A 21,400-nucleotide genomic window follows, 5' to 3' on the forward strand; every position below is an offset into this window, starting at 1 on the left:
TGTGCTCGACGGCGTGGGCGGCATGCTGGCCAACTCGCTCAACAACATCGAGCCGAGCGACGTGCTGCTGGTCGCGAGCTTCCACAGCTACTCGCAGCCGGTGATCGACGCGGCCGTGGCGGCGCATGCGCGCGGCGTGCCGGTGATCGCCATCACCGACAGCGCGCTCTCGCCGCTCAAGCCGCCCGCCAGGGTGTGCTTCGAGCTGAGCCTGGGTTCGGAGAAGGCCTTCCGCTCGCTGGTGGCACCGCTGTGCCTGGCGCAGGCGCTGGTGGTGAGCACAGGCCACTTGCTCACCGAGCAGTCCACACGAAGCGCCGCCAAGACGGCTGCCAACACGGCTGCCAAGAAGGCCAAGAAGGGAGCCCGCTGATGCCGCACGAGACACCTCCGGCCTCGCATGCGCTGGAGCTGATCTGCATGGGCCGCGCCGCGGTCGATCTCTATGGCGAGCAGATCGGCGGCCGGCTGGAAGACGTGCAGAGCTTCGCCAAGTACCTGGGCGGATCGCCCGCCAACACCGCGGTGGGTGCCTCGCGCCTGGGCCTCAAGGCCGCCATGCTGACACGCGTGGGCGACGAGCACAACGGCCGCTTCGTGCGCGAGTCGCTGGCGGCCGAGGGCGTCGATGTGTCGCAGGTCCGCACGGACCCCAAGCGCCTCACCGCGCTGGTGTTCCTGGGCATCCGCGACCGCGACACCTTCCCGCTTGTCTTCTACCGCGAGCAGTGCGCCGACATGGGCCTCTCGGCGGCCGACGTCGACCCGGCCTTCGTGGCCTCGGCCAAGACGCTGCTGATCTCTGGCACGCACCTGTCCAACCCGCTGACCTTCGACGCCTGCCTGAGCGCCATGCAGGCCGCACGCGCCGCCGGCACGCGCGTCGCGCTCGACATCGACTACCGCCCCGTGCTGTGGGGCCTCACGGCGCCCGGCCTGGGCGAACAGCGCTACGTGGCCAACGACGCCGTCAGCGCCCACCTGCAGAAGGTGCTGCCGCTGTGCGACCTGATCGTCGGCACCGAAGAAGAGGTTCACATCGCCGGCGGATCCGGCGACAGCCTGGCCGCGCTCCGGCGCATCCGCGAGGTCTCGCCCGCGCTGATCGTGATGAAGCGCGGGCCCATGGGCTGCGTGGCCTACCCCGGCCCCATCCCGGCGCGCATCGACGGCGGCGTCACCGGCCCCGGCTTCCCGGTCGAGGTGTTCAACGTGCTCGGCGCGGGCGATGCGTTCATGGCCGGCCTGCTGCGCGGCTGGGTGCGCGATGAGCCACTGGACCGCACGCTCTCGTATGCCAACGCCTGCGGCGCCATCGTCGTCTCGCGCCACGGCTGCGCGCCGGCCATGGCGAGCTGGGACGAGTTGAACCACTTCCTGCGCCACGGCTCGCCCACGCGCCGCCTGCGCGAAGACGCGCTGCTGGAGCACCTGCACCGCGCCTCCACCCGCAGCCGCCACTGGGGCACGCTGGCGGTGCTGGCCTTCGATCACCGCGCGCAGCTGGAAGAGCTGGCCGCGCGCCACGGTGTCAACACCAGCCGCATCGCCGCCTTCAAGCAGCTCGTCGCCCAGGCCGCGCGCCAGGGCTACGACGCTGCGCACCGCGAAGCCGCGCAGCCCGCGAGCTTCCCCACGCCCGGCGTGATCATCGACGGCCGCTACGGCGAAGACGTGCTGCCGCAGCTCACCGGCGAGGGCTGGTGGGTCGCCCGCCCGGTCGAGCGGCCGGGCTCACGCCCGCTGCGCTTCGAGGAGGGCCCCAACGTCGGCCTCTCGCTGCGCACCTGGCCCGGCGAGCACGTGGTGAAGTGCCTGGTGTCCTTCCACCCCGACGACAGCGAGGCGCTGCGCGACGAGCAGCTGCGCAGCGTGGCCATCCTGGCCGACGCCTGCAACCGCACCGGCCACGAGCTGCTGGTCGAGGTGATCCCGCCGCGCGAGATGCCGGCCGGCCACGACACCCTGGCGCGCGCCATGCGGCAGATCTACGCCGCCGGCGTGTGGCCCGACTGGTGGAAGCTGCCGCCGCCGCTCGCCCCCGAAGCCTGGCAGCACCTCAACGCGGCCATCGCCGAGAACGACCTGCACTGCCGCGGTGTGCTGCTGCTCGGCCTGGAGGCCAGCGAAGACCACCTCGCGCAAGGCTTCCGCGCCGCCGCCGGCCAGCCGCTGTGCAAGGGCTTCGCCGTCGGCCGCTCGCTATTCGCCGACGCGGCCGGCGCCTGGTTCGCAGGCACGCTGGACGACGCCGGCGTGGTCGAGCAGGTCGCCACCAACTACAAGCGCCTCATCCAGCTGTGGTGCGAGGCGCAGGACCCCGTTCTCTCTTCCCGGAGCAAGACATGACACAACCCTCCATCGGATTCCTCGGCCTGGGCATGATGGGCCACGGCATCGCCAAGAACCTCTTGAAGAAGGGCTACGCCCTGCGCTTCAAGGCGCACCGCAACCGCAGCAGCTTGCAAGACCTGCTCGACGCCGGCGCGACCGAGGTCGACACCCGCGCCGCGGTGGCGCTGGCCGACATCGTGATCCTGTGCGTGACCGGCTCGCCGCAGGTCGAAGAGATCGTCTACGGCGACGACGGCCTGCTCGCCGCCGGGCGCAAGGGCCTGATCGTCATCGACACCTCGACCGCCGAGCCGGCCTCGAGCACGCGCATCCGCAACGACTTCGCCGCCAAGGGCGTGAAGTTCATCGACGCCCCGCTGGCCCGCACGCCGAAAGAGGCCGAAGAGGGCCGCCTCAACACCATGGTGGGCGCCGACACGGCCGACTTCGAGACGCTGCGCCCGGTGTTCGCCGCCTTCTGCGAGAACATCATCCACGTCGGCCCGCCCGGCCACGGCCACGTGCTCAAGCTCGTCAACAACATGCTGGCGATGACGCAGGCCGCGGCCATCGCCGAGGCCATGGCCACCGCCGCCAAGGCGGGCCTCTCGCTGCAGAAGGTGTTCGACGTGATCTCCGCCGGCGGCGTGAACTCGGGCATCTTCCAGATGATGGTCGGCAAGGCGCTGCAGGGCGACCTGGCCGGCCTCAAGTTCGCCATCGGCAACGCGCAGAAGGACCTGCGCTACTACACCCACCTGACCGAGATGCTGCCCACCAGCAGCTTCATCGCCGAGGCCGCGCACCAGAGCTTTGTGCAGGCGGCCAACCTCGGCTTCGCCGACCGCTTCATCGCCTCGCTGCTTGAAGTGCAGGAGCAGCTCAGCAACGTCAAGTTCGTCCCCCGCTAGTTCATCCATCCACCCCGTGAGCGCAGACCACTGCGCCGCCACCCACCGTCTCTGGAGACAAGCCATGACCGACGACAAGAAGACCGAATCTTCCATCCTTCTCCCCACCCGCCGCCGCCTGCTCAAGGCCACTGGCGCCACGCTGGCCGGCGCCACGCCCTTCTTCGGGCCCTGGGCGCACAACCGCGTGTGGGCGCAGGCCGCCACGCCGAAGCCGCTGGTGATCGGGCTCACGATGGACGCCTCGGGCCAGTACGGCGCGAGCGGCGGCGAGGAACGCCTGGGCGCGATGATGGCCATCAAGGAGTTCAACGACAAGGGCGGCGTGCTGGGCCGGCGCATCGAGGCGCTGCACATGGACACCGAGACCACGCCGGCCAGCGGCTCGCGCATCGCCGAACGCATGATCACCCGCAACGAGGTGGCCTTCATGATCGGCGCGCTGCACTCGGGCGTGGCCAACGCCATCTCGCAGGTGGCGCAGAAGTACGGCTGCATCTTCCTCAACACCAACTCCAGCTCACCCACCGAGGCCGGCAAGGACTGCCACCGCGTCAAGTTCGTGTGGGACGGCAACGGCACCAACTTCGCCCACGCCATCGTCAAGAACGCGATCAAGGTCAACGGCAAGAACTGGGTGCTGCTGACCAACGACTACGTGTGGGGCCGCAACACCTCCAACGCCACGCGCGCCATCGTCGAGGCCAACGGCGGCAAGATCGTCGAGGAGCTGCTGGTTCCGCAGAACACGCGCGACTTCTCTTCCTACCTGCTCAAGCTGCAACAGCTCAAGCCCAACGCGGTGGCCACCGCCATCGGCGGCGACGACATCAAGGCGCTGCGCCAGCAGGTGGTGCAGCTCAACATGCAAAAGAGCATGGCCTGGATCAACAACCAGCAGGACTGGCCCGACGTCTACGGCCTGGGCCCCGAGAACATCTTCGGCGTGTTCGGCACCACCTGGTACTACCGCCTCGACCTGCCGGGCGTGAAGGAGTTCGTCGCCAACTACCAGAAGCAGTTCCCGGGCATGGCGATCAAGGTGCCGGGCAACGTCTATCACAACAGCTACATGGCCACGCGCGAGCTGCTGCGCTGCGTGGAAGAGGCCGGCAGCACCAACAACATCGCCGTCATCAAGAAGCTCGAGGGCCGCAAGATGAGCGCACGCGACCGCCTGCAGCAGTTCGACGCCTGGATCGACCCGGTGACGCACCAATGCCAGCAGACCATCTACATGGCGACCTACAACGAGCAGCCGGCCGAGAAGGACGACATCTTCAAGATCCTGACCGCGGCCGACCCCAAGGACGTGGTCGACCAGGACTCGCAGAAGAGCTGCAAGCTGGAGTCGTACGACGCCACGCCGTCCTACCAGCAGTAAGCGCGACGGCACGGCCATGCTGCCCCGCCCCCCTTCTCGCCGTCGCCTGGTCCAGGCGGCAGGCGCTGCCACCCTGGGCTTCTTCGGCCCCTGGACAGCGCACCACGCCTGGGCCCAGACGAAGGTGAAGAAGCCGCTGCTGATCGGCCTGGCCACCGACGACAGCGGCCCCTACGCCGCCAGCGGGCAGGACGAGCAGCGCGGCATGCGCATGGCCATCGCCGAGGCCAACGAGCGGGGCGGCGTGCTGGGCCGGCGCATCGAGCTCGTGCACGCCGACACCGCGGGCGACCCCGCCATCGCCACCGGCGTGGCCGAGCAGATGATCCGCCAGCAGGAGGTGGCCTTCCTGCTCGGTGGCGTGCACTCGGGCGTGGCCAGCGCGATGTCGAAGGTGGCTCAGGCGCACGGCTGCATCTACTTCAACACCAACTCCAGCTCGCCCACCGAGGCGGGGAAGGACTGCCATCGCACCAAGTTCGTCTGGGACGGCAACGGCACCAACTTCTCCATCTCGGTGGTGAAGGGCGCCATGACCGGCTTCGGCCGCGACTGGGTGCTGATCACCAGCGACTACACCTGGGGCCGCAACACCGCCGCCGGCATCCGCGCCATCGTCGAGGGCAACGGCGGGCGCATCGTCGAAGAGCTGATGGTGGCGCAGAACACGCCCGACTTCAGCGCCACGCTGGCCAAGGTGCGCGACCTGAACCCCGGCGTGATCGCCACCGCCGTGGGCGGCGACGACCTCAAGGCGCTGCGCCGCCAGGTGCGCGAGAACGGCCTGGACCGCCGCTTCGGCTGGATCAACAACCAGCAGGACTGGCCCGACGTGTACGGCCTGGGCCGCGAGGCGCTGTTCGGCATCTTCGGGACCACCTGGTACTGGGGCCTGGGGCTGTCGGGCGTGAAGGAGTTCGTGGCGCGCTACCAGCAGAGCCAGGCCGGCTACCGCATCAAGGTGCCGGGCAACGTGTTCTACAACGGCTACATGGCCACGCGCGAACTGCTGCGCACCATCGAGCGCACGGGCAGCACCCACAACTTGAAGCTCATCAAGGCGCTGGAGACCCTGCGCGTGCCGGCCGCCGAGCGCATGCAGCACCACGACGCCTACATGAACCCGCAGACCCACCAGCTGCAGCAGACCATCTACATGGCCGCCTACAACGACCGGCCGCGCGAGCCCGACGACCTGTTCCGCATCCTCGGGCGCCTGCAACCCCACGAGGTGGAAGATCGCGCGAGCACCCAGCAGTGCACGCTCGAGTCCTACGCCGCCACGCCTTCCTACGAACCCTGACCCATCTTCTTCATCCGGCTCTTCCATGGACCTGCTTCCCCACCTCATCAACGGCATCTCGCTCGGGCTGCTGTTCGCGCTGATCGCGCTGGGCTTCATGCTCATCGTCGGCGTGATGGAGACCATCAACCTCGCGCACGGCTCGCTGTTCGCGCTGGGCATGTACGCCGCGCTGTTCCTGCTCGCGCCCAAGCTCGGCTGGTTCCCCGAACTGCAGGCCGCCTACATGGGCCTGCCCATCGGCACGCGCTACGCCATCGCGCTCTTCTTCGCGCCCATCCTGGTCGGCCTGTTCGGGCTGCTGCTGGAGCTGTGCCTGCGCCGCACCTATGGCAAGGACCCGCTCTACGGCCTGCTGCTGACCTTCGGCGCGGCGCTGGTGATCGAGGAGCTGATCCGTGTCACCTGGGGGTCGAACGAGCAGCAGATGGCGCTGCCGCCCGCCATCTCGGGCGCCTTCGCGATGGGCGACCTCATCTACTCGCGCTACCGCGTGTTCGCGAGCGCCTTTGCCATCGTGGCCATCCTCGCGCTGTGGCTGTTCCTGGAGAAGACGCCCTACGGCGCCATCATCAAGGCCGGGGCGCACGACAGCGAGATGGTGCGTGCGCTCGGCATCCACCTCGGCCGGCTGCGCTCGGCGGTGTTCGCGCTCGGTGTGGCGCTGGCGGCGATCGCCGGCGTGGTGATGGCGCCCATCTGGGGCATCCGCCCGCACGTGGGCGTCGATGCGGTGGTGCCGGCCTTCCTGATCATCGTGCTCGGCGGCGTGGGTTCGCTGTGGGGCGCGGTCATCGCCGGCCTGCTGGTCGGCCTGGTGGTGGGCCTGACCGGCGCCTACGCGTCGGAGTGGTCGCTGATGTCCATGTACCTGTTGTTCATCGCGGTGGTCACCTTCCGCTCCCGTGGTCTGTTTGGCAAGAAGAGCGTTCTCGACACATGAATCTCAATTCACTCAAGGGCAAGGTCGCCCTCGTCACCGGTGCCGGCGGCACCATGGGCCGCGCCGTGGTGGCCGGCCTGATCGAAGACGGCTGCCGCGTGGCGCTGGTCGACGTGAACACCAGCGCGATGGCCTCGCTGGAGGCGGCCTACGGTTCCGCCGTGGCGGCCGTGGCCTGCGACATCAGCGACCCGCAGGCCGTGCAGGCCGCGCACGCGCTGGTCGAACAGCGGCTGGGGCCGGTCGACATCCTGGTCAACAACGCCGGCATCCTGTCCAACAACAAGATCGAGGCGACGAGCGCGAGCGAATGGCGCCGCGTGCTGGGCGCCAACCTCGACGGCGCGATGTACTGGGCGCAGGCCGTGGTGCCAGGGATGAAGGCGCGGAGATGGGGCCGCATCATCAACACCAGCTCGCTGGCCGCCAAGACCGGCGGCCTGACCGCCGGCACCGCCTACTCGGTGAGCAAGGGCGCGATGAGCGCGCTGACCTTCTCGCTGGCGCGCGAGCTGGCCGCCTTCGGCGTCACCGCCAACGCCATCGCGCCGGCCTACGTGAAGACACCCATGATCACCGAGCAGCTCACCGAGGCGCAGCGCCAGGAGCTGCTCAAGCAGATCCCGGTCGGCCGCTTCTGCGAGCCGGAGGAGTTCGCGCACACGGTGCGCTTCCTGGCCTCGCCGCTCTCGGGCTTCATCACCGGCGAGATCCTCGATCTCAACGGCGGCCTGCTGATGGACTAAGAAGGTATGAACGAACCCAGCATGCCCGCTCATCCCGCCCCAAGCCCGCGACTCCGCGTTGCAAATGCTCGCCGTAGCCCGAGCTACGGCTGCGCTTTGCGCCTTGATTCGCAGGCTTGGCGCAGTCTGCTCGGCCACGCCGGGCCCATTCACACCTTCTGATGCGATGACCGACAACGTGGACATTCCCGTCGATTTCATCCAGAGCCTGCACGGCCTGTTTGACCTGCGCGGCCGCGTGGCCTACGTGCCCGGCGGCTATGGCGGCATCGGCGAGGCCGTGGCCTGGGGCCTCGCCATGGCCGGCGCGCGCGTGGCCGTCTCCGGCCGCAGCTACGACAAGGCCGACGCGCTCGCCTCCCGCCTGCGCGCCAACGGGCTCGACGCCATCGGCTTGGCGATGGACGCGCACTCGGTGGCCGACGTGCGCGCCTCGGTCGACGCGGTGGCCGAGCGCTTCGGCGCGCTCGACATCCTGGTCAACTGCGTGGGCATCCAGCGCGAGGAGAAGCTGGCCGAGGTGACCGAGGAGGCCTTCGACGAGGTGGTGCAGGTCAACCTCAAGTCGGCCATGTTCCTGGCGCAGGCCACGGCGCGGCACCAGATCGCCGGCATCGCCGCCGGCCGCGCGCCCGGGCGCCAGGTGCACCTGCTGTCGGTGCGCTCGCAGCTGGGCTTGCGCCGCCGCGGCTACTCGGCCTATTGCGCGACCAAGGGCGCGCTCGTGATGCTGGTGAAGCAGCACGCGATGGAGCTCGCCGAGCACGGCATCACCGTCAACGGCGTGGCGCCGACCGTGGTGCGCAGCGAGATGGCGCGCCACTGGCTCGACAACCCCGAGACCTACAGGCAGGTGACCGAACGCATCCCGCTCGGCCGCGTCGGCGACCCGCCCGACGTGGTGGGCCCGACGATGTTCTTCTGCAGCGCGGCCGGCGCCTTCGTCACCGGCCAGGTGCTGTATGTGGACGGGGGGATCACGGCGAGCCAGTGATCGGCGCGGCGACCGCGGCGCGCTGGGATGCGGGGCCCTCCTCTTGAATGTGAGGGAGGGAGCAAGCGAGAGTGAGAGAGAGAGCGGGAGCAGGGCCCCGCATCCCAGCGCGTCAGCCGTTGAACGCCGCCACCACCACGCGCATCGCCGCTTCGTGGGCCGCGTTCAACTGCGCGCGTGGGAGCGACGAGCCGCTGAGGTAGCAGGCCACCACCCAGGGCGCGCGGCCGGGCGGCCAGACGATGGCCACGTCGTTGACCGCACCGCGTTCGCCGGTGCCAGTCTTGTCGCCAGCGCGCCAGCCGGTGGGCAGGCCGGCACGCAGGCGTTCGAGGCCGGTGCGCGATTCGATCAGCCAGTGCGCCAGCAACTCGCGCATGGGTGACGACAAGGCCGGGCCGGTGAGAAGCGTCTGCCAGAGCTGGGCCATGGCCAACGGCGTGGTGGTGTCGCGCGGGTCGTCGGGCAGGTTGGTGTTGAGCGTGGGCTCGTTGCGGTCGAGGCGCGTCACGCCGTCGCCCAGGCTGCGCAGCCAGCGGGTGAGCCCGGCCGGGCCGCCGATCAGCGGCAGCAGCAGGTTGGCCGCGGCGTTGTCGCTCAGCACGACGGCGGCCTCGCACAGGGCCGAGACGGTCATGGCGCGCTCGGGCAGGCGGGCCATCACGGCGGGTGCATAGGGCACAAGGTCGGCGGCCGAGATGGGCACGGCCTGCTGCAGCTGCAGGCCCCCGGCTTGCACGCGCGCGAGCACGCAGGCCGCGAGCGGCAGCTTGAAGGTGGAGCACATCGCGAAGCGTTCGTCGGCGCGGTGGCCGATGCGCCGGCCGGTGGCGGTGTCGAGGGCCATCAGGCCGAGCTTGCCGCCGCTGCGCGCTTCGATCTCGGCCAGCGTGGGCTGCTTCGCCGCCGTGGCGCAGCCGCCCAGCAGCGTGAGCGGCAGGGCCTGGAGCAATGCGCGGCGTTGCATCACGAGGTGGCTGCCGCGCGGCGCTGCGCGAAGGCGGTGAACCAGGGCACGCAATCGGCATTGGCCATGGCGTCGAGCTTGAACACCTGCTCAGCCGGCGTGCCCATCAGCAGCTTCTTCACCGGCAGCTCCATCTTCTTGCCCGACAGCGTGCGCGGGATCGCGCTCACCTGGAAGATCTCGTTGGGCACATGGCGCGCCGAGAGCGCGGTCTTGATGGCCTCGCGCAGGCGCTTGTCGAGCGCGGCGTCGAGCGTGAGGCCCTCGCGCAGCACGACGAAGAGCGGCATGTAGCTCTCGCGGCCCAGGTACTCCAGGTCGACCACCAGGCTGTCGAGCACCTCGGGCAGGGCCTCGACCGCGCGGTACAGCTCGGCCGTGCCCATGCGAATGCCGTGGCGGTTGATGGTGGCGTCGCTGCGGCCGTAGATGATGGAGCCGCCGTTCGGCAGGATGCGGATCCAGTCGCCGTGGCGCCAGACACCCGGGTACATGTCGAAGTAGCTGTCGTGGTACCGCTGGCCAACGCGGCCGGCGCCGGGCCGCCCCAAGGCGGCCGCGGACCCCCCTGGGGGGTGGGCGGTATGTCCGCCCGGGGGCTCCATCACGGGGTCGTTCCAGAAGTAGAGCGGCATCGACGGCATCGGCTTCACGCACACCAGCTCGCCCACCTCGTCGAGGAGCGGTTCGCCTTTCTCGTTCCAGGCTTCGACCGCCGCACCGAGGCACCGGCACTGCATCTCGCCCTCGACCACCGGCAGCGTGGGCAGGCCGGCGATGAAGGCGCCGGCGAAGTCGGTGCCGCCCGAGAGCGAGCTGAGCCAGATCTTCTGGCCGTCGACCTCAGGCAGCTTGTCGTAGACCCAGCGGTAGCAGTCGCTGGCCAGTGGCGAGCCGGTGGAGCCGAGGCCGCGCAGCCGCGACAGATCGGCCACCTGCTGCGGGTGCACGTCGGCCTTGAGGCAGCTCGCGTAGAAGGCGGCACCGGCGCCGAAGAAGGTGACGCCGGCGTCGGCGACGAAGCGCCACAGCGTGGTCCAGTCCGGCCCGCCGAGGGCCGCACTCTTGCCGCCCGGGTTGCCGTCGTAGAGGCAGATGGTGGTGCCGAAGAGCAGGCCGTTGACCTGGCAGTTCCACATGATCCAGCCGGTGGCGCTGTACCAGTGGAAGCGGTCGCCGGTCTCGACCGTGGGGCCGAGGTTGTTGTGCAGGCGGCCCATCTTCAACGCCTCGAGCACCACGCCGCCGTGGCCGTGCACGATGGGCTTGGGCAGGCCGGTGGTACCGCTGGAGTAGACGACCCACAGCGGGTGGTCGAAGGGCACCCAGGTGGGAGAGAAAGGCACGTCGTCGGCGGTGAGCGCGGCGAAGTCGTGTGCGGCGCGTTGGGGCGACGCCAGGCCTTGCACGTCCGCCTGCTCGTCGAGGTAGCGCCACAACACCACGTCGCGCACGCTGGGCAGTTCGGCCAGCAGGCCGCGCAGCACGGGCAGGCGGTCATGGGCGCTGCCGCCGTATTGGTAGCCATCGCAGGCGATCAGCACCTTTGGCTCGATCTGGCGGAAGCGATCGAGCACCGCCACCGGTCCCATGTCGGGCGAGCACACCGACCACACGGCGCCGAGGCTCGCCACCGCGAGAAAGGCCACGGCGGTCTGCGGCGTGTTGGGCAGGAAGGCGCAGACGCGGTCACCGGGCTGTACGCCGAGCCGTTGGAGATGCGCCGCCAGCGAAGCGACCTGGCGACGCAGCTCGGGCCAGCCCATCTCGCTGAGTTCGCCACGGTCATCCATGCGCTCGTTGCGGAACACGATGGCCGGGTGGCCGGCCGCATGCGCCGCGTCGGCATGGCGGAACACCTGCTGCGCGTAGTTGAGCTGCGCGCCGGGGAACCACTGCGCGCCGGGCATCTTGGCTTCGACCAGCACCGTGCGGTGCGGCGTGGGCGACTCCAGCGCGAAGTAGTCCCACATCGAGCCCCAGAAGGCGGCGAGGTCGCTCACCGACCAGCGCCACATGGCGTCGTAGCCGGCGGCGGTGCTGGGGTCGAAGCTCAAGCCACGGTGTTGCTTCAGCCAGTTCGCGTAACGCGTGATCTGCGGCTCAGGAAGGGTACTGCTCATGGTCTCTGTCAGGGCGAAGGGCGCTTGCTGTTGTCGATGTCGACGAAGTGCCACCACTGGTTGCCGAAGGCCGGCCGGCGGTAGCCGATGACCCAGGGGTAGGCCAGGTCGGTGAGGACGCGGTGCACGGTGTAGCGCTGCGGCATGTAGGCGGTCAGCAGCTTGTTGGCCTGGGTCGTGGCCTCCAGCCGCTCGGGCCCGTCGGGCAGCGCCTGCATGCGCTCGTAGAGCGCATCGAACGCGGGCAGCTTGAAGCGCGCCAGGTTCTGGTTGCCCGAAGAGGGGCCGTACATCATCTCGAAGGCGTCCTGCACGTCCGGCGCCTCGGACGACTGGCCCACCTGCCACACCATCAGCTGCGCGCTGCGCGCCTTTTTCAGCTGCTCGGGCCACTTGGCCACCTTGAACACCGTGCGCAGCCCCACGTTGCTGAGGTTCTTCAGCCAGGCCTCGTCGAACTGGCGGCCCTGGCTGTCCGGCGTGGTGGCGTACTCGATCACCATCGGCTTGCCGTCGGGCTGCTCGCGCCAGCCGTCACCGTCGCGGTCGATGTAGCCGTACATGTCGAGCAAGGCCTTGGCGCGCGCCGGGTCGAAGGCGCTGTTCTCGCTGCGGTAGTCGGGGTCGTAGCCGTAGGTGTGCGGCGCGACGATGGACTGCGCCGGGATCGCCTGGCCCTTGCGGATCAGGCTGATCTCGCGCTGCATGTCCATCGCCAGGCTGACGGCGCGGCGCAGCGCCACCTTCTCGGGCGTGTAGCCGCCGACCAGCGGGTCGTCCATGTTGAAGTACACCATCACCCGATCGGGCATCAGGCTCTGGTAGACCTGGATGCCGCGCTTGGCGAGGTTGGGCGCGAGCTTGCCGTTGGGCACGGCCACGGGGGTGAAGTCCAGCGGCACGCCGAAGGCCAGGTCGAACTCGCCGTTGACGAAGGAGAGCCAGCGCGGCTGGCTTTCCTCGATGACGCTGATCTCGACGCGGTCGATCATCGGCAGGCGCCGGCCGGCGAACTTCTTCAGCAAGGCCTGGCCCTCGGCATCGTCGGCCGCAGGTTCGGCCTCGTAGAGCATCTCGCGGAAGTTGGGGTTGCGCTCCAGCACCATCTGCGAACTGCGCCGCCAGCCGGTCAGGCGGAAGGGCCCGGTCCCCACCGGGTGCTCCATGGCCTTGCCGGGGTAGGCCTCGATCACCTCGCGCGCCACCGCGCCCGCGATGGCGCTCTGCGACAGGCGATAGATGAAGCGCGGGCGCGGGTTCTCGAGCTTGAACTGCAGCGTGTAGCGGTCGAGCGCACGCAGGCCTTCGATCTCGCGGTCGTAGTCGAAGGGCTTGCCCTTCAATGCGGCCTCGCGCAGGGCCTCGATGCCGAGGATCTTCTCCTCGCTGAAGCCTGAGTAGCGCGGGCTCTTGTTGGCCGGGTCGAAGATGCGTTTGATGGAGTAGACGTAGTCCTGCGCGACCAGTTCGCGCTTCTTTCCCTTGAAGGCCGGGTCGTCGGCGAAGTAGATGCCGGGCTTCAGACGCACCGTCCACGTGCGGTAGTCGGCCGACACCTCGGGCATGGCCGCCGCGGTGTTGGGGCGGATCTTGGTGGGCTGCGCCAGGTAGTCGTAGCGGTAGGGCGCATCGAAGATGTGCGCCACCACGATGGCGGAATAGAGGTCGCTGATCTGTCCGACGTCGAAGCCGGTCTCGGCCACCAGGAAGGCGTACTTGAGGACCTTGGCGCCGGGCGCGGCCGGTTCGGCGGTCTGCGCTTGCGCGGTGGCGAGCAGGGCGGCACTTGCAACGGCCACCAGCCAGCGCGCGGCCCTCATGGCAGCTCCTTGCCGTCGACCACGTCCACGTACTGCCACCAGTCCTGCCAGAAGGGCGGGCGCTTGTAGCCGATCACCTGCGGGGTGGCCATGTCGGTGTAGATGCGGTGCACGCCCAGGCGGTAGGGCACGTAGGCCACCAGCAGCTTGGTGGCTTCGTCGAAGAGCTTCAGGCGCTCGGGGCCGTCGGGCAGCAGCTTGAGCTGTTCGTAGACACGGTCGAAGTCGTCGTTGCGAAAGCGCGCCAGGTTGGCCTTGCCGACCGAGGGCCCGTAGGCGCGCTCCAGTGCGCCCTGGCCATCGGGCGTGGCGGCCAGCGAACCCACGCGCCACATCATGAACTTGCCGGCGCGCGTGGCCTTGAGGTTCTCGGGCCACTGCGCCACCTTGAGCTCGGCGCGCACGCCGATCTCGTCCATGCTCTTCTTCCACAGCTCGAGCAGGCGGCGCGTGTCCTGCGAGGCCTCTGTCAGCACCTCCAGGCGCAGCGGCTGGCCGTCGGGGCGTTCGCGCCAGCCGTCGCCGTCGCGGTCGATGTAGCCGTACATGTCGAGCAAGGCCTTGGCGCGTGCCGGGTCGTAGCGGCTCATCTCGGTGCGCATGTCGCTGCGGTAGCCGGTGCTGAGCGGCGTCATGATGGATTGCGCGGGAATGGCCTGGCCGTGGCGCCCGAGGTCGATCTCGCGCGCCATGTTGTCGGCCAGCACCATGGCGCGGCGCAGCGCCACCTGCGCGGGCGTGTAGCCGCCGACCATCGGGTCTTCCATGTTGAAGACGGTGAGCGTGATGTCGGAGGCTGGTTCGCGGTAGAGCTGCATGTGCCGCTTGGCGAGGTTGGGCGCCAGCTTGCCGCCGGGTGCGGCCTGGCTGACGAACTCGGCCGGCAGGCGCTCGATGAAGTTCTGCTCGCCGTTGAGGAAGGCCAGCCAGCGCGGCTGCGCCTCCTCGATGATGGAGATCTCCACCTGGTCGATCATCGGGAGGCGCTGTCCCTTGAAGCGCTTGAGCAGCGCCTGGCCATACGCATCGTCGGCATTGGGGTGGGCGTCGTAGGCCACGTCGCGGTAGCCGGGGTTGCGCACGAGCACGATGCGCGAGCTGCGGCGCCAATCGCTGAGCTTGAAGGGGCCGGTGCCCACCGGGTGGGCCATGATGTTGTCGCCATAGGCCTCGACCACCTCGCGCGCCACCGCGCCGTAGATGTCGGGCGATGCCCAGACGTAGAGGTGGCGCGGGCGGGGTTCGCGCAAGCGCACCTGCAGGGTGTAGCGGTCGAGCGCACGCAGGCCCTCGACCTCACGGTCGTAGTCGAAGGGCTTGCCGCTCTTGAGGGCGGCCTCGCGCAGCTCCTGCAGGCCGAGGATGCCTTCTTCTTCCACGTTGGAATGCGTGGGGCTCTTCCACTTGGGGTCGTAGATGCGCTTGAGCGCGTAGACGTAGTCCTGCGCCACCAGCTCGCGCTTCCTTCCCTTGAAGACGGGGTCGTCGGCGAAGTAGATGCCGGGCTTGATGCGGAAGGTGAAGGTCTTGAAGTCGGCCGACACCTCGGGCATGGCCGCGGCAGTGGACGGCCGCAACTCGTAGGGGCGGGCCAGGTGGTCGTAGGTGAGCGGGGCTTCGAAGATGTGGCCGGTGACGATGCGCGAGTACAGGTCGGAGAGCTGCGCCGGGTCGAAGCCGGTCTCGGCCTTGGGGAAGGCGTAGCGCAGCACCTTGGGTTCGGCCGCATGCAGCAGCGCGGGCAGCGCGAGCGCCAGCACCAGGGCAAGCGTGCGTCCGATGCGGGTCATTTCGCGGCCGCCTTGCGTTGCACGTCGAGGTCGATGTCGACGTAGGTGTAGAAGTCGCGCACGAAGGTGTTGCGGTCGTAGCCGATGACCCAGGGGTACATCATGTCCGTGGCGATGCGGTGGCCGGTGAACTTGTAGGGCATGTAGGCCACCATCAGCTTGCTGGCCTCTTCCATCAGGCGCTCGCGCTCGGGGCCGTCGGGCAGGGCGCTCTGCTGGTTGAAGAGCGCGTTGTAGGCCGGCAGGTTGAAGCGCGCATGGTTGGAGCCGCCCTTGTTGGGGCCGTAGCCCAGGCCGAGGAAGGTTTCGCCATCGGGGTTGTCGGCACCCCAGGCCACACCCCACATCATCAGCTTGCCGGCGTGCGAAGCCTTGAGGTTCTCGGGCCACTTGGCCTTCTTGAACACCATGCGCAGGCCGATCGCGTTCATGTTCTTCTGCATCAGCTCGTCGAGCTGGCGGCTTTGTTGGTCGGGCTGCGACGCGAGCTCCAGCAGCAGCGGCTCGCCGTTGGGCTGCTCGCGCCAGCCATCGCCATCGCGGTCGATGTAGCCGTACAGATCGAGCAAGGCCTTGGCGCGCTGCGGGTCGTAGTCGCTCATCTCCGACTTGAGCTTGGCGTTGTAGCCGGTGGCCATGGGGCCGATGGGCCCCTGTGCCGGGATGGCCTGGCCGCGGCGCACGATGCGGATCTCGCTGTCGGTGTCGTAGGCCAGCCCGATGGCGCGGCGCAGCGCCACCTTCTCGGGCGTGTAGCCGCCCACGAGCGGGTGCTCCAGGTTGAAGAAGGTGACGATGATGGATTCGATCATCGGCGAGCGCACCACCACCAGGCCTTTCTTTTCCAGGTTGGGCGCGAGCTTGCCGTTGGGAACCACCTGCGGGGCGAAGTCGTTGGGCAGGCGGTCGAGGAAGTCGTACTGGCCGTTGAGGAAGGACAGCCAGCGCGGCTGCGCCTCTTCGATGATGGAGATCTCGACCCGGTCGACCATCGGCAGGCGCCGTCCGTGCAGGCGCTTGGCAATGGCTTGCAGGCGCGCGTCATCGGCCGGTGCTTCGGCGTCGTAGAGCCGCTCGCGGTAGTTGGGGTTTCGCGTGAGCACGATGCGCGAGCTGCGCCGCCATTCGGCCAGCACGAAGGGCCCGGTGCCCACCGGGTGGGCCATGAGGTTCTCCCCATAGGCCTCGACCACCTCGCGCGCCACCACGCCAAAGGCCGGGTCGGCCATCAAGAGGCCGAAGCGCGGCGCCGGCTCGGCCAGCTTGATCTGCAGCGTGTAGCGGTCGAGCGCGCGCAGGCCTTCGACCTCGCGCTCGTAGGGGAAGGGCTTCTTCGAGGCCAGCACCTCGTTGCGCAGTTCGTTCAGACCGACGATCTTGGCGTGTTCGATCTGGAACAGGTTGGGGCTTTTCCAGCGTGGGTCGAAGTGGCGCTTGAGGCTGAAGACGAAGTCCTGCGCCACCAGCTCGCGCTTCTTGCCGCCGAAGACCGGGTCGTCGGCGAAGTGGATGCCCGGCTTGATGCGGAAGGTGAAGGTCTTGAAGTCGGGCGACACCTCGGGCAGTGCCGTGGTCGTCTGCGGCTTGAGCTTGAAGGGCCGCGCCAGGTAGTCGTAGGTGAGCAGCGACTCGAAGAGGCCCGAGTTCACGTTGCGGGAATAGAGATCGCTCACCTGGGCCGGATCGAAGCCGGTTTCGGCGATGGGGAAGGCGTAGCGCAGGATCTTTTGTGCAGGCTCTTGTGCCGCAACGGACGGGCTCGCACAGCACAGGGCCAGCACCAGCCACAACGCGCCTACCGCCTTGTGGGCGGGTCGGTTCAGTCGGTTCAAGTTCATCTCTCCGGGTCGTGTCGGGCAAGTCTAGACGGGACTTGACTCTGCCGAGGCACAGGAGTTGCAAGGGCAAACGCGGAGGATGCCGCGGCAGGCACGCCAGTAGACTGCCGCACATTCTGGAACGGGGCGTGGCCGCCATCAGCCACCTCGCCCTGCTGCAAGTCCCACCCCGACACGCTTTCTGTTGAATCTTCTGCTGGAGCTCTCCACGACATGGCCGCCTATTTGATAAGGCGCCTGTGGCAAATGGTCCCGACACTCATCGGGGTCGTGCTGCTGGTGTTCTTCGTGTTCAAGTACTTCGGCGGCGACCCGGCCGAGATCCTCGGCGGGCTCAACGCCACCGCGGCCCAGGTCGACGCCATCCGCGAGCAGCTCGGCCTCAACAAGCCGGTGTGGGAACAGCTCTGGATCTTCGTCAAGCAGATCGTCAGCTTCGACTGGGGCAAGAGCTGGGCCACCAACGAGAGCGTGGCCAACCTCTTCGCCACGCGCCTGCCGGCCACGCTGACGGTGATGGTGCCCATCCTGCTGCTCGACGTGCTGCTGGCCATCCCCTTCGCGATGATGGTGGCCTACGTGCGGGGCTCGCTCACCGACCGCGCCATCATGGTGGTGAGCACGGTGGCGCTGTCGATCTCCTTCCTGGTCTACGTGATCGTGGGCCAGTACCTGTTCGCCTTCCAGCTCGGCCTGTTCCCGGTGCAGGGCTGGAGCGATCGCTTCCTCACCAACCTGCTGCAGTACGCGCCGCTGCCGGTGCTGCTGGCGGTGCTGGTGGGCCTCGCGCCACAGATGCGCCTGTACCGCAGCTTCTTCCTCGACGAGATCGGCCAGGACTACGTGCGCACCGCGCGCGCCAAGGGCCTCACTGAAACCACCGTGCTGCTCAAGCACGTGCTGCGCAACGCGCTGATCCCCATCCTCACCAACGTGGCGGTGGCGCTGCCGGGCATCTTCGTCGGCTCGTTCCTGCTGGAGACCTTCTTCTCCATCCCCGGCATCGGCCGCGAGGTGCTGCTGGCGGTGAACCGCAGCGACTACCCGGTGATCCAGGCGGTGACGATCTACATCGCGGTGATCACCATGACGGTGAACCTGCTGACCGACGTGCTCTACAAGGTCGTCGACCCACGGGTGGTGCTGAAATGAGCGCGGTGCTTGGCAACACCGCTGTGGCGGCTCCGGCCGCCGTCGCGTCGCCTGGTGTGTGGAAGGCGGCCTGGAAGCGCTTTCGCAGCGACCGTGTCGGCATGGTGTCGCTCTTCATCGTGCTGGCCTTTGGCCTGCTGGTGCTGGCCGCCGGCCTGGGCCTGGTGGCCAAGGGCTGGCAGCAGGAGGTGGGTGTTCCCAATGCGCCGCCCACCTTCATGGGCCCGGCCGCCAAGACCGAGACCCTGGCCATCGCTTCGCCCAAGGGGCCCAACGTCGACATCTCGTCGGTCGACCCGCTGGCACCGCGCTACAAGGAGTGGGAGGAGCGCGCCGCCAAGTTCAAGACCACCGAGACAGTGAAGGCCGAGACGCTGCCCTTCGGCGCCGACCGCCTGGGCCGCGACGTGCTGGCCAAGGCGGTGAAGGGCGCCGAGATCTCCATCATGGTGGGCCTGCTGGCCGCGCTCGCCGCCACGCTGATCGGCACGGTGCTGGGCGCGGCGGGCGGCTTCTTCGGCGGCAAGGTGGGCGACCTGCTGGAGTGGGTCTACAACGTCTTCACCTCGATCCCGACCATCCTCTTGATCTTCACCTTCGCCGCGGTGCTCAACCGCGCCGACGCGGTGATCCCCAAGGGCATCTGGTCGATCGTGATCATCCTCGGCCTCACGGGCTGGACGGGCATCTACCGCCTGGTGCGGGCCGAGTTCATGAAGCACTCGGCCCGCGAGTACGTGCGCGCGGCCGAAGCCATCGGCGCGAGCCCGATGTCGCGCATGTTCCGCCACATCCTGCCCAACGTGAGCCATGTGGTGCTGGTTCAGTTGTCGATCCACGTGGTGGGCTTCATCAAGGCCGAGGTGATCCTGAGCTACCTGGGCCTGGGCGTGTCGGTCGACCAGGTGAGCTGGGGCACGATGCTGGCCGAGGCGCAGAGCGAACTGATCCTCGGCTACTGGTGGCAACTCGCTGCCGCGACGGCCTTCATGGCGGTGTTCGTCACCGCGTTCGCGTTGTTCACCGATGCGCTGCGCGATGCGCTCGATCCGAAGTTGAGGGGCCTGGAATGAGCACGCTGCTGAGCATCAAGGACCTGCGCGTCGCCTTCCGCCTCGGCACCGAGCGCGGCGTCGTCCAGCGCGTGCAGGCCGTCGGCCGCGGCGAGCAGGGCGTGAGCTTCGAGGTGCCCGAGAACACCACCGTGGCGCTGGTGGGCGAGTCGGGTTCGGGCAAGAGCGTGACGGCCATGTCCATCCTCAACCTGTTGCCGAGCAACGCCGAGCGGCAGGGCGCCATCAGCTTCCAGGGCCGCGACCTGCTCGCCGCCAGCCTGCCCGAGTTGCAGGCCCTGCGCGGGCGCGAGATCGCCTGCGTGTTCCAGGACCCGATGACCTCGCTCAACCCGGTGTTCACGGTCGGGCACCAGATCTGCGAGCCGCTGATCAAGCACCTGGCCTTGAGCCCGCGCCAGGCCATGCAGCGCGCCGAGGAGCTGCTGGTGGAGGTGGGCCTGCCCGAGCCGAAGCGCCGCCTTGGCGCCCACCCGCACGAGCTCTCGGGCGGCCAGCAACAGCGCGTGATGATCGCCATGGCGCTCGCCTGCGAGCCCAAGCTCTTGATCGCCGACGAGCCCACCACCGCGCTCGACGTGACCATCCAGCGCCAGATCCTCGAGGTGCTGGCACGGCTGAAGGAGAAGCACCGCATGAGCATGCTCTTCATCAGCCACGACCTCGGCGTGGTGGGCGAGATCGCCGACCAGGTGGTGGTGATGCGCCAGGGCACGGTGCGCGAGCAGGGGCCGGTCGCTGGCATCTTCGCCAGCCCGCAGGACGCCTACACGCGCGCCCTGCTGGCCTGCCGCCCCACGCTCGAGCAGCGCAGCGCGCGGCTCACCGTGATCGACGACCACATCTCGGGCAAGGCCAACACCACCGTGGGCAAGCCCAAGGATGCGGATGCGCGCATCGTGATCCAGGCCACCGGCCTGACCAAGAGCTTCTGGCTGCGCAGCGGCGTGTTCGGGCGGCGCGAGTTCCAGGCCGTCAAGGGCGCGAGCTTCCAGCTCAAGCGCGGGCACACGCTGGGCGTGGTGGGCGAGTCGGGCTCGGGCAAGACGACCATGGGCCTCACGCTCCTGCGCCTGCACGAGCCCAGCGGCGGGCGCACCGGCGGCGAGGTGCTGTTCGACGGGCGCGACCTGCTGCGCTTGAGCAAGGCCGAGATGCTGCCCATGCGCCGGCGCATCCAGGTGGTGTTCCAGAACCCGTACGCCTCGCTCAACCCGCGCTTCACCATCGGGCAGACGCTGGTGGAGCCGATGACCATCCATGGCGTGGGCGCGAACGAGGCCGAGCGCCAGGCCAAGGCGCGTGCGCTGCTGGCCAAGGTGGGGCTGGACGAGTCGGCGCTGCACAAGTACCCGCACGAGTTCTCCGGCGGCCAGCGCCAGCGCATCGCGATCGCGCGCTGCCTCACGCTCGACCCCGAGGTGCTGGTGCTCGACGAGGCGGTGAGCGCACTCGACGTGTCGGTGCAGGCGCAGGTGCTCAACCTGCTGAAGGACCTGCAGGACGAGCTGGGCCTGGCCTACATCTTCATCAGCCACGACCTCGCCGTGGTGCGCTTCATGGCCGACGAGGTGCTGGTGATGAAGGACGGCGAGGTGGTCGAGCAGGCCAGCGTCGAGCAGATCCTCGATGCGCCGCAGCAGGAGTACACGCGGCGCTTGCTGGGGGCCATTCCGCGCGGCTACGTTCCTGCGGCGGCCTGAGCGGGCCGAGCGCCGGGCCGCTCCCAAGCCGGCCCCCGCGAGCCGCGAGACGCGGCTCGCACTCCGGCCGTCCATGCCCGCGCAAGCGGGCATGGAGCCGCGGCCTACGTTCCCCGCGGGGGATCGTCCGATGTACCCATCGGACGAGGGGCTGTCGTCATACCGCCGGGGTCGCGCGCAGCTTCACGACCATCCGGGTGCCCACCCCCTCGGTGCTGTGCACCGACAGGCGGCCGCCCATGCGCTTGACCAGCTGCTGGGTGATCACCAGCCCGAGGCCACTGCCCTGCACCTTGGAGAACTCGGCCCCCAGGCGGTT

17 protein-coding genes are annotated in these 21,400 nt (G+C 68.9%); 11 read left to right on the plus strand and 6 right to left on the minus strand.

Annotation, left to right across the window (positions count from 1 at the left end; all coding sequences use genetic code 11):
- The 8 genes from VFL64_RS08690 to VFL64_RS08725 all read left to right on the plus strand — a co-directional run.
- On the plus strand, window positions 1–373 hold a 373-nt coding region (locus VFL64_RS08690), incomplete at its 5' end, for a MurR/RpiR family transcriptional regulator (RefSeq protein WP_489539982.1).
- Window positions 373–2,349, plus strand: coding sequence for a bifunctional 5-dehydro-2-deoxygluconokinase/5-dehydro-2-deoxyphosphogluconate aldolase (locus VFL64_RS08695; RefSeq protein ID WP_489539983.1), 1,977 nt, complete (start codon window positions 373–375; stop codon window positions 2,347–2,349). The genes VFL64_RS08690 and VFL64_RS08695, both read left to right, overlap by 1 nt.
- Window positions 2,346–3,245, plus strand: a complete 900-nt coding sequence (locus VFL64_RS08700) for an NAD(P)-dependent oxidoreductase (protein WP_489539984.1) — start codon at window positions 2,346–2,348, stop codon at window positions 3,243–3,245. The genes VFL64_RS08695 and VFL64_RS08700 overlap by 4 nt, the downstream gene beginning before the upstream one ends.
- Window positions 3,246–3,309: 64 nt before the next feature.
- Window positions 3,310–4,629 (plus strand): ABC transporter substrate-binding protein, encoded by a 1,320-nt coding sequence (locus VFL64_RS08705; protein ID WP_489539985.1) that lies wholly within the window; start codon window positions 3,310–3,312, stop codon window positions 4,627–4,629.
- Window positions 4,630–4,645: 16 nt separating this feature from the next.
- Window positions 4,646–5,932, plus strand: coding sequence for an ABC transporter substrate-binding protein (locus VFL64_RS08710; protein WP_489539986.1), 1,287 nt, complete (start codon window positions 4,646–4,648; stop codon window positions 5,930–5,932).
- Between the two features lie 25 nt (window positions 5,933–5,957).
- Window positions 5,958–6,875: a branched-chain amino acid ABC transporter permease gene (locus VFL64_RS08715; RefSeq protein WP_489539987.1), complete on the plus strand. Its 918-nt coding sequence runs from the start codon at window positions 5,958–5,960 to the stop codon at window positions 6,873–6,875.
- Window positions 6,872–7,621, plus strand: coding sequence for an SDR family NAD(P)-dependent oxidoreductase (locus VFL64_RS08720; protein ID WP_489539988.1), 750 nt, complete (start codon window positions 6,872–6,874; stop codon window positions 7,619–7,621). The genes VFL64_RS08715 and VFL64_RS08720 overlap by 4 nt, the downstream gene beginning before the upstream one ends.
- Before the next feature lie 166 nt (window positions 7,622–7,787).
- Window positions 7,788–8,615, plus strand: a complete 828-nt coding sequence (locus tag VFL64_RS08725) for an SDR family NAD(P)-dependent oxidoreductase (RefSeq protein ID WP_489539989.1) — start codon at window positions 7,788–7,790, stop codon at window positions 8,613–8,615.
- 112 nt (window positions 8,616–8,727) lie between these two features.
- On the opposite strand, the gene bla is transcribed toward VFL64_RS08725, so the two are convergent.
- From bla to VFL64_RS08750, 5 genes are read right to left on the minus strand one after another with little or no spacing between them, the layout of a single operon-like run.
- Entirely contained in the window at window positions 8,728–9,582 is an 855-nt protein-coding gene (bla, locus tag VFL64_RS08730) for a class A beta-lactamase (protein ID WP_489539990.1), read from the minus strand.
- Window positions 9,582–11,705 carry an acetoacetate--CoA ligase gene (locus tag VFL64_RS08735; RefSeq protein ID WP_489539991.1) on the minus strand — a complete coding sequence of 708 codons (2,124 nt, stop codon included), beginning with the start codon at window positions 11,703–11,705 and terminating at the stop codon, window positions 9,582–9,584. The genes bla and VFL64_RS08735 overlap by 1 nt, the downstream gene beginning before the upstream one ends.
- 8 nt (window positions 11,706–11,713) lie before the next feature.
- Complete coding sequence (locus VFL64_RS08740) at window positions 11,714–13,525, minus strand: ABC transporter substrate-binding protein (protein ID WP_489539992.1); 1,812 nt, start codon at window positions 13,523–13,525, stop codon at window positions 11,714–11,716.
- Entirely contained in the window at window positions 13,522–15,315 is a 1,794-nt protein-coding gene (locus VFL64_RS08745) for an ABC transporter substrate-binding protein (protein WP_489539993.1), read from the minus strand. The genes VFL64_RS08740 and VFL64_RS08745 overlap by 4 nt, the downstream gene beginning before the upstream one ends.
- Complete coding sequence (locus VFL64_RS08750) at window positions 15,312–17,147, minus strand: ABC transporter substrate-binding protein (protein ID WP_489539994.1); 1,836 nt, start codon at window positions 17,145–17,147, stop codon at window positions 15,312–15,314. Before VFL64_RS08750 ends, VFL64_RS08745 begins: the two co-directional genes overlap by 4 nt.
- 219 nt (window positions 17,148–17,366) lie before the next feature.
- Here VFL64_RS08750 and VFL64_RS08755 point away from each other — a divergent pair, with 219 nt between their 5' ends.
- From VFL64_RS08755 to VFL64_RS08765, 3 genes are read left to right on the plus strand one after another with little or no spacing between them, the layout of a single operon-like run.
- Window positions 17,367–18,305, plus strand: a complete 939-nt coding sequence (locus VFL64_RS08755) for an ABC transporter permease (protein WP_489539995.1) — start codon at window positions 17,367–17,369, stop codon at window positions 18,303–18,305.
- Window positions 18,302–19,378 carry an ABC transporter permease gene (locus VFL64_RS08760; RefSeq protein WP_489539996.1) on the plus strand — a complete coding sequence of 359 codons (1,077 nt, stop codon included), beginning with the start codon at window positions 18,302–18,304 and terminating at the stop codon, window positions 19,376–19,378. Before VFL64_RS08755 ends, VFL64_RS08760 begins: the two co-directional genes overlap by 4 nt.
- A complete protein-coding gene (locus VFL64_RS08765) occupies window positions 19,375–21,081 on the plus strand; it encodes an ABC transporter ATP-binding protein (protein ID WP_489539997.1) in 1,707 nt (568 codons plus the stop codon). The genes VFL64_RS08760 and VFL64_RS08765 overlap by 4 nt, the downstream gene beginning before the upstream one ends.
- Window positions 21,082–21,238: 157 nt before the next feature.
- Here the strand turns inward: VFL64_RS08765 and VFL64_RS08770 are convergent, their stop codons facing one another.
- The gene (locus tag VFL64_RS08770; RefSeq protein WP_489539998.1) at window positions 21,239–21,394 is read right to left on the minus strand and encodes an ATP-binding protein; all 156 of its coding nucleotides are present in this window, start codon (window positions 21,392–21,394) and stop codon (window positions 21,239–21,241) included.
- Window positions 21,395–21,400: the final 6 nt, after the last annotated feature.

Origin of the sequence: Rhizobacter sp., from assembly GCF_035702065.1 — a bacterium.
Taxonomy (GTDB): domain Bacteria; phylum Pseudomonadota; class Gammaproteobacteria; order Burkholderiales; family Burkholderiaceae_C; genus Rhizobacter.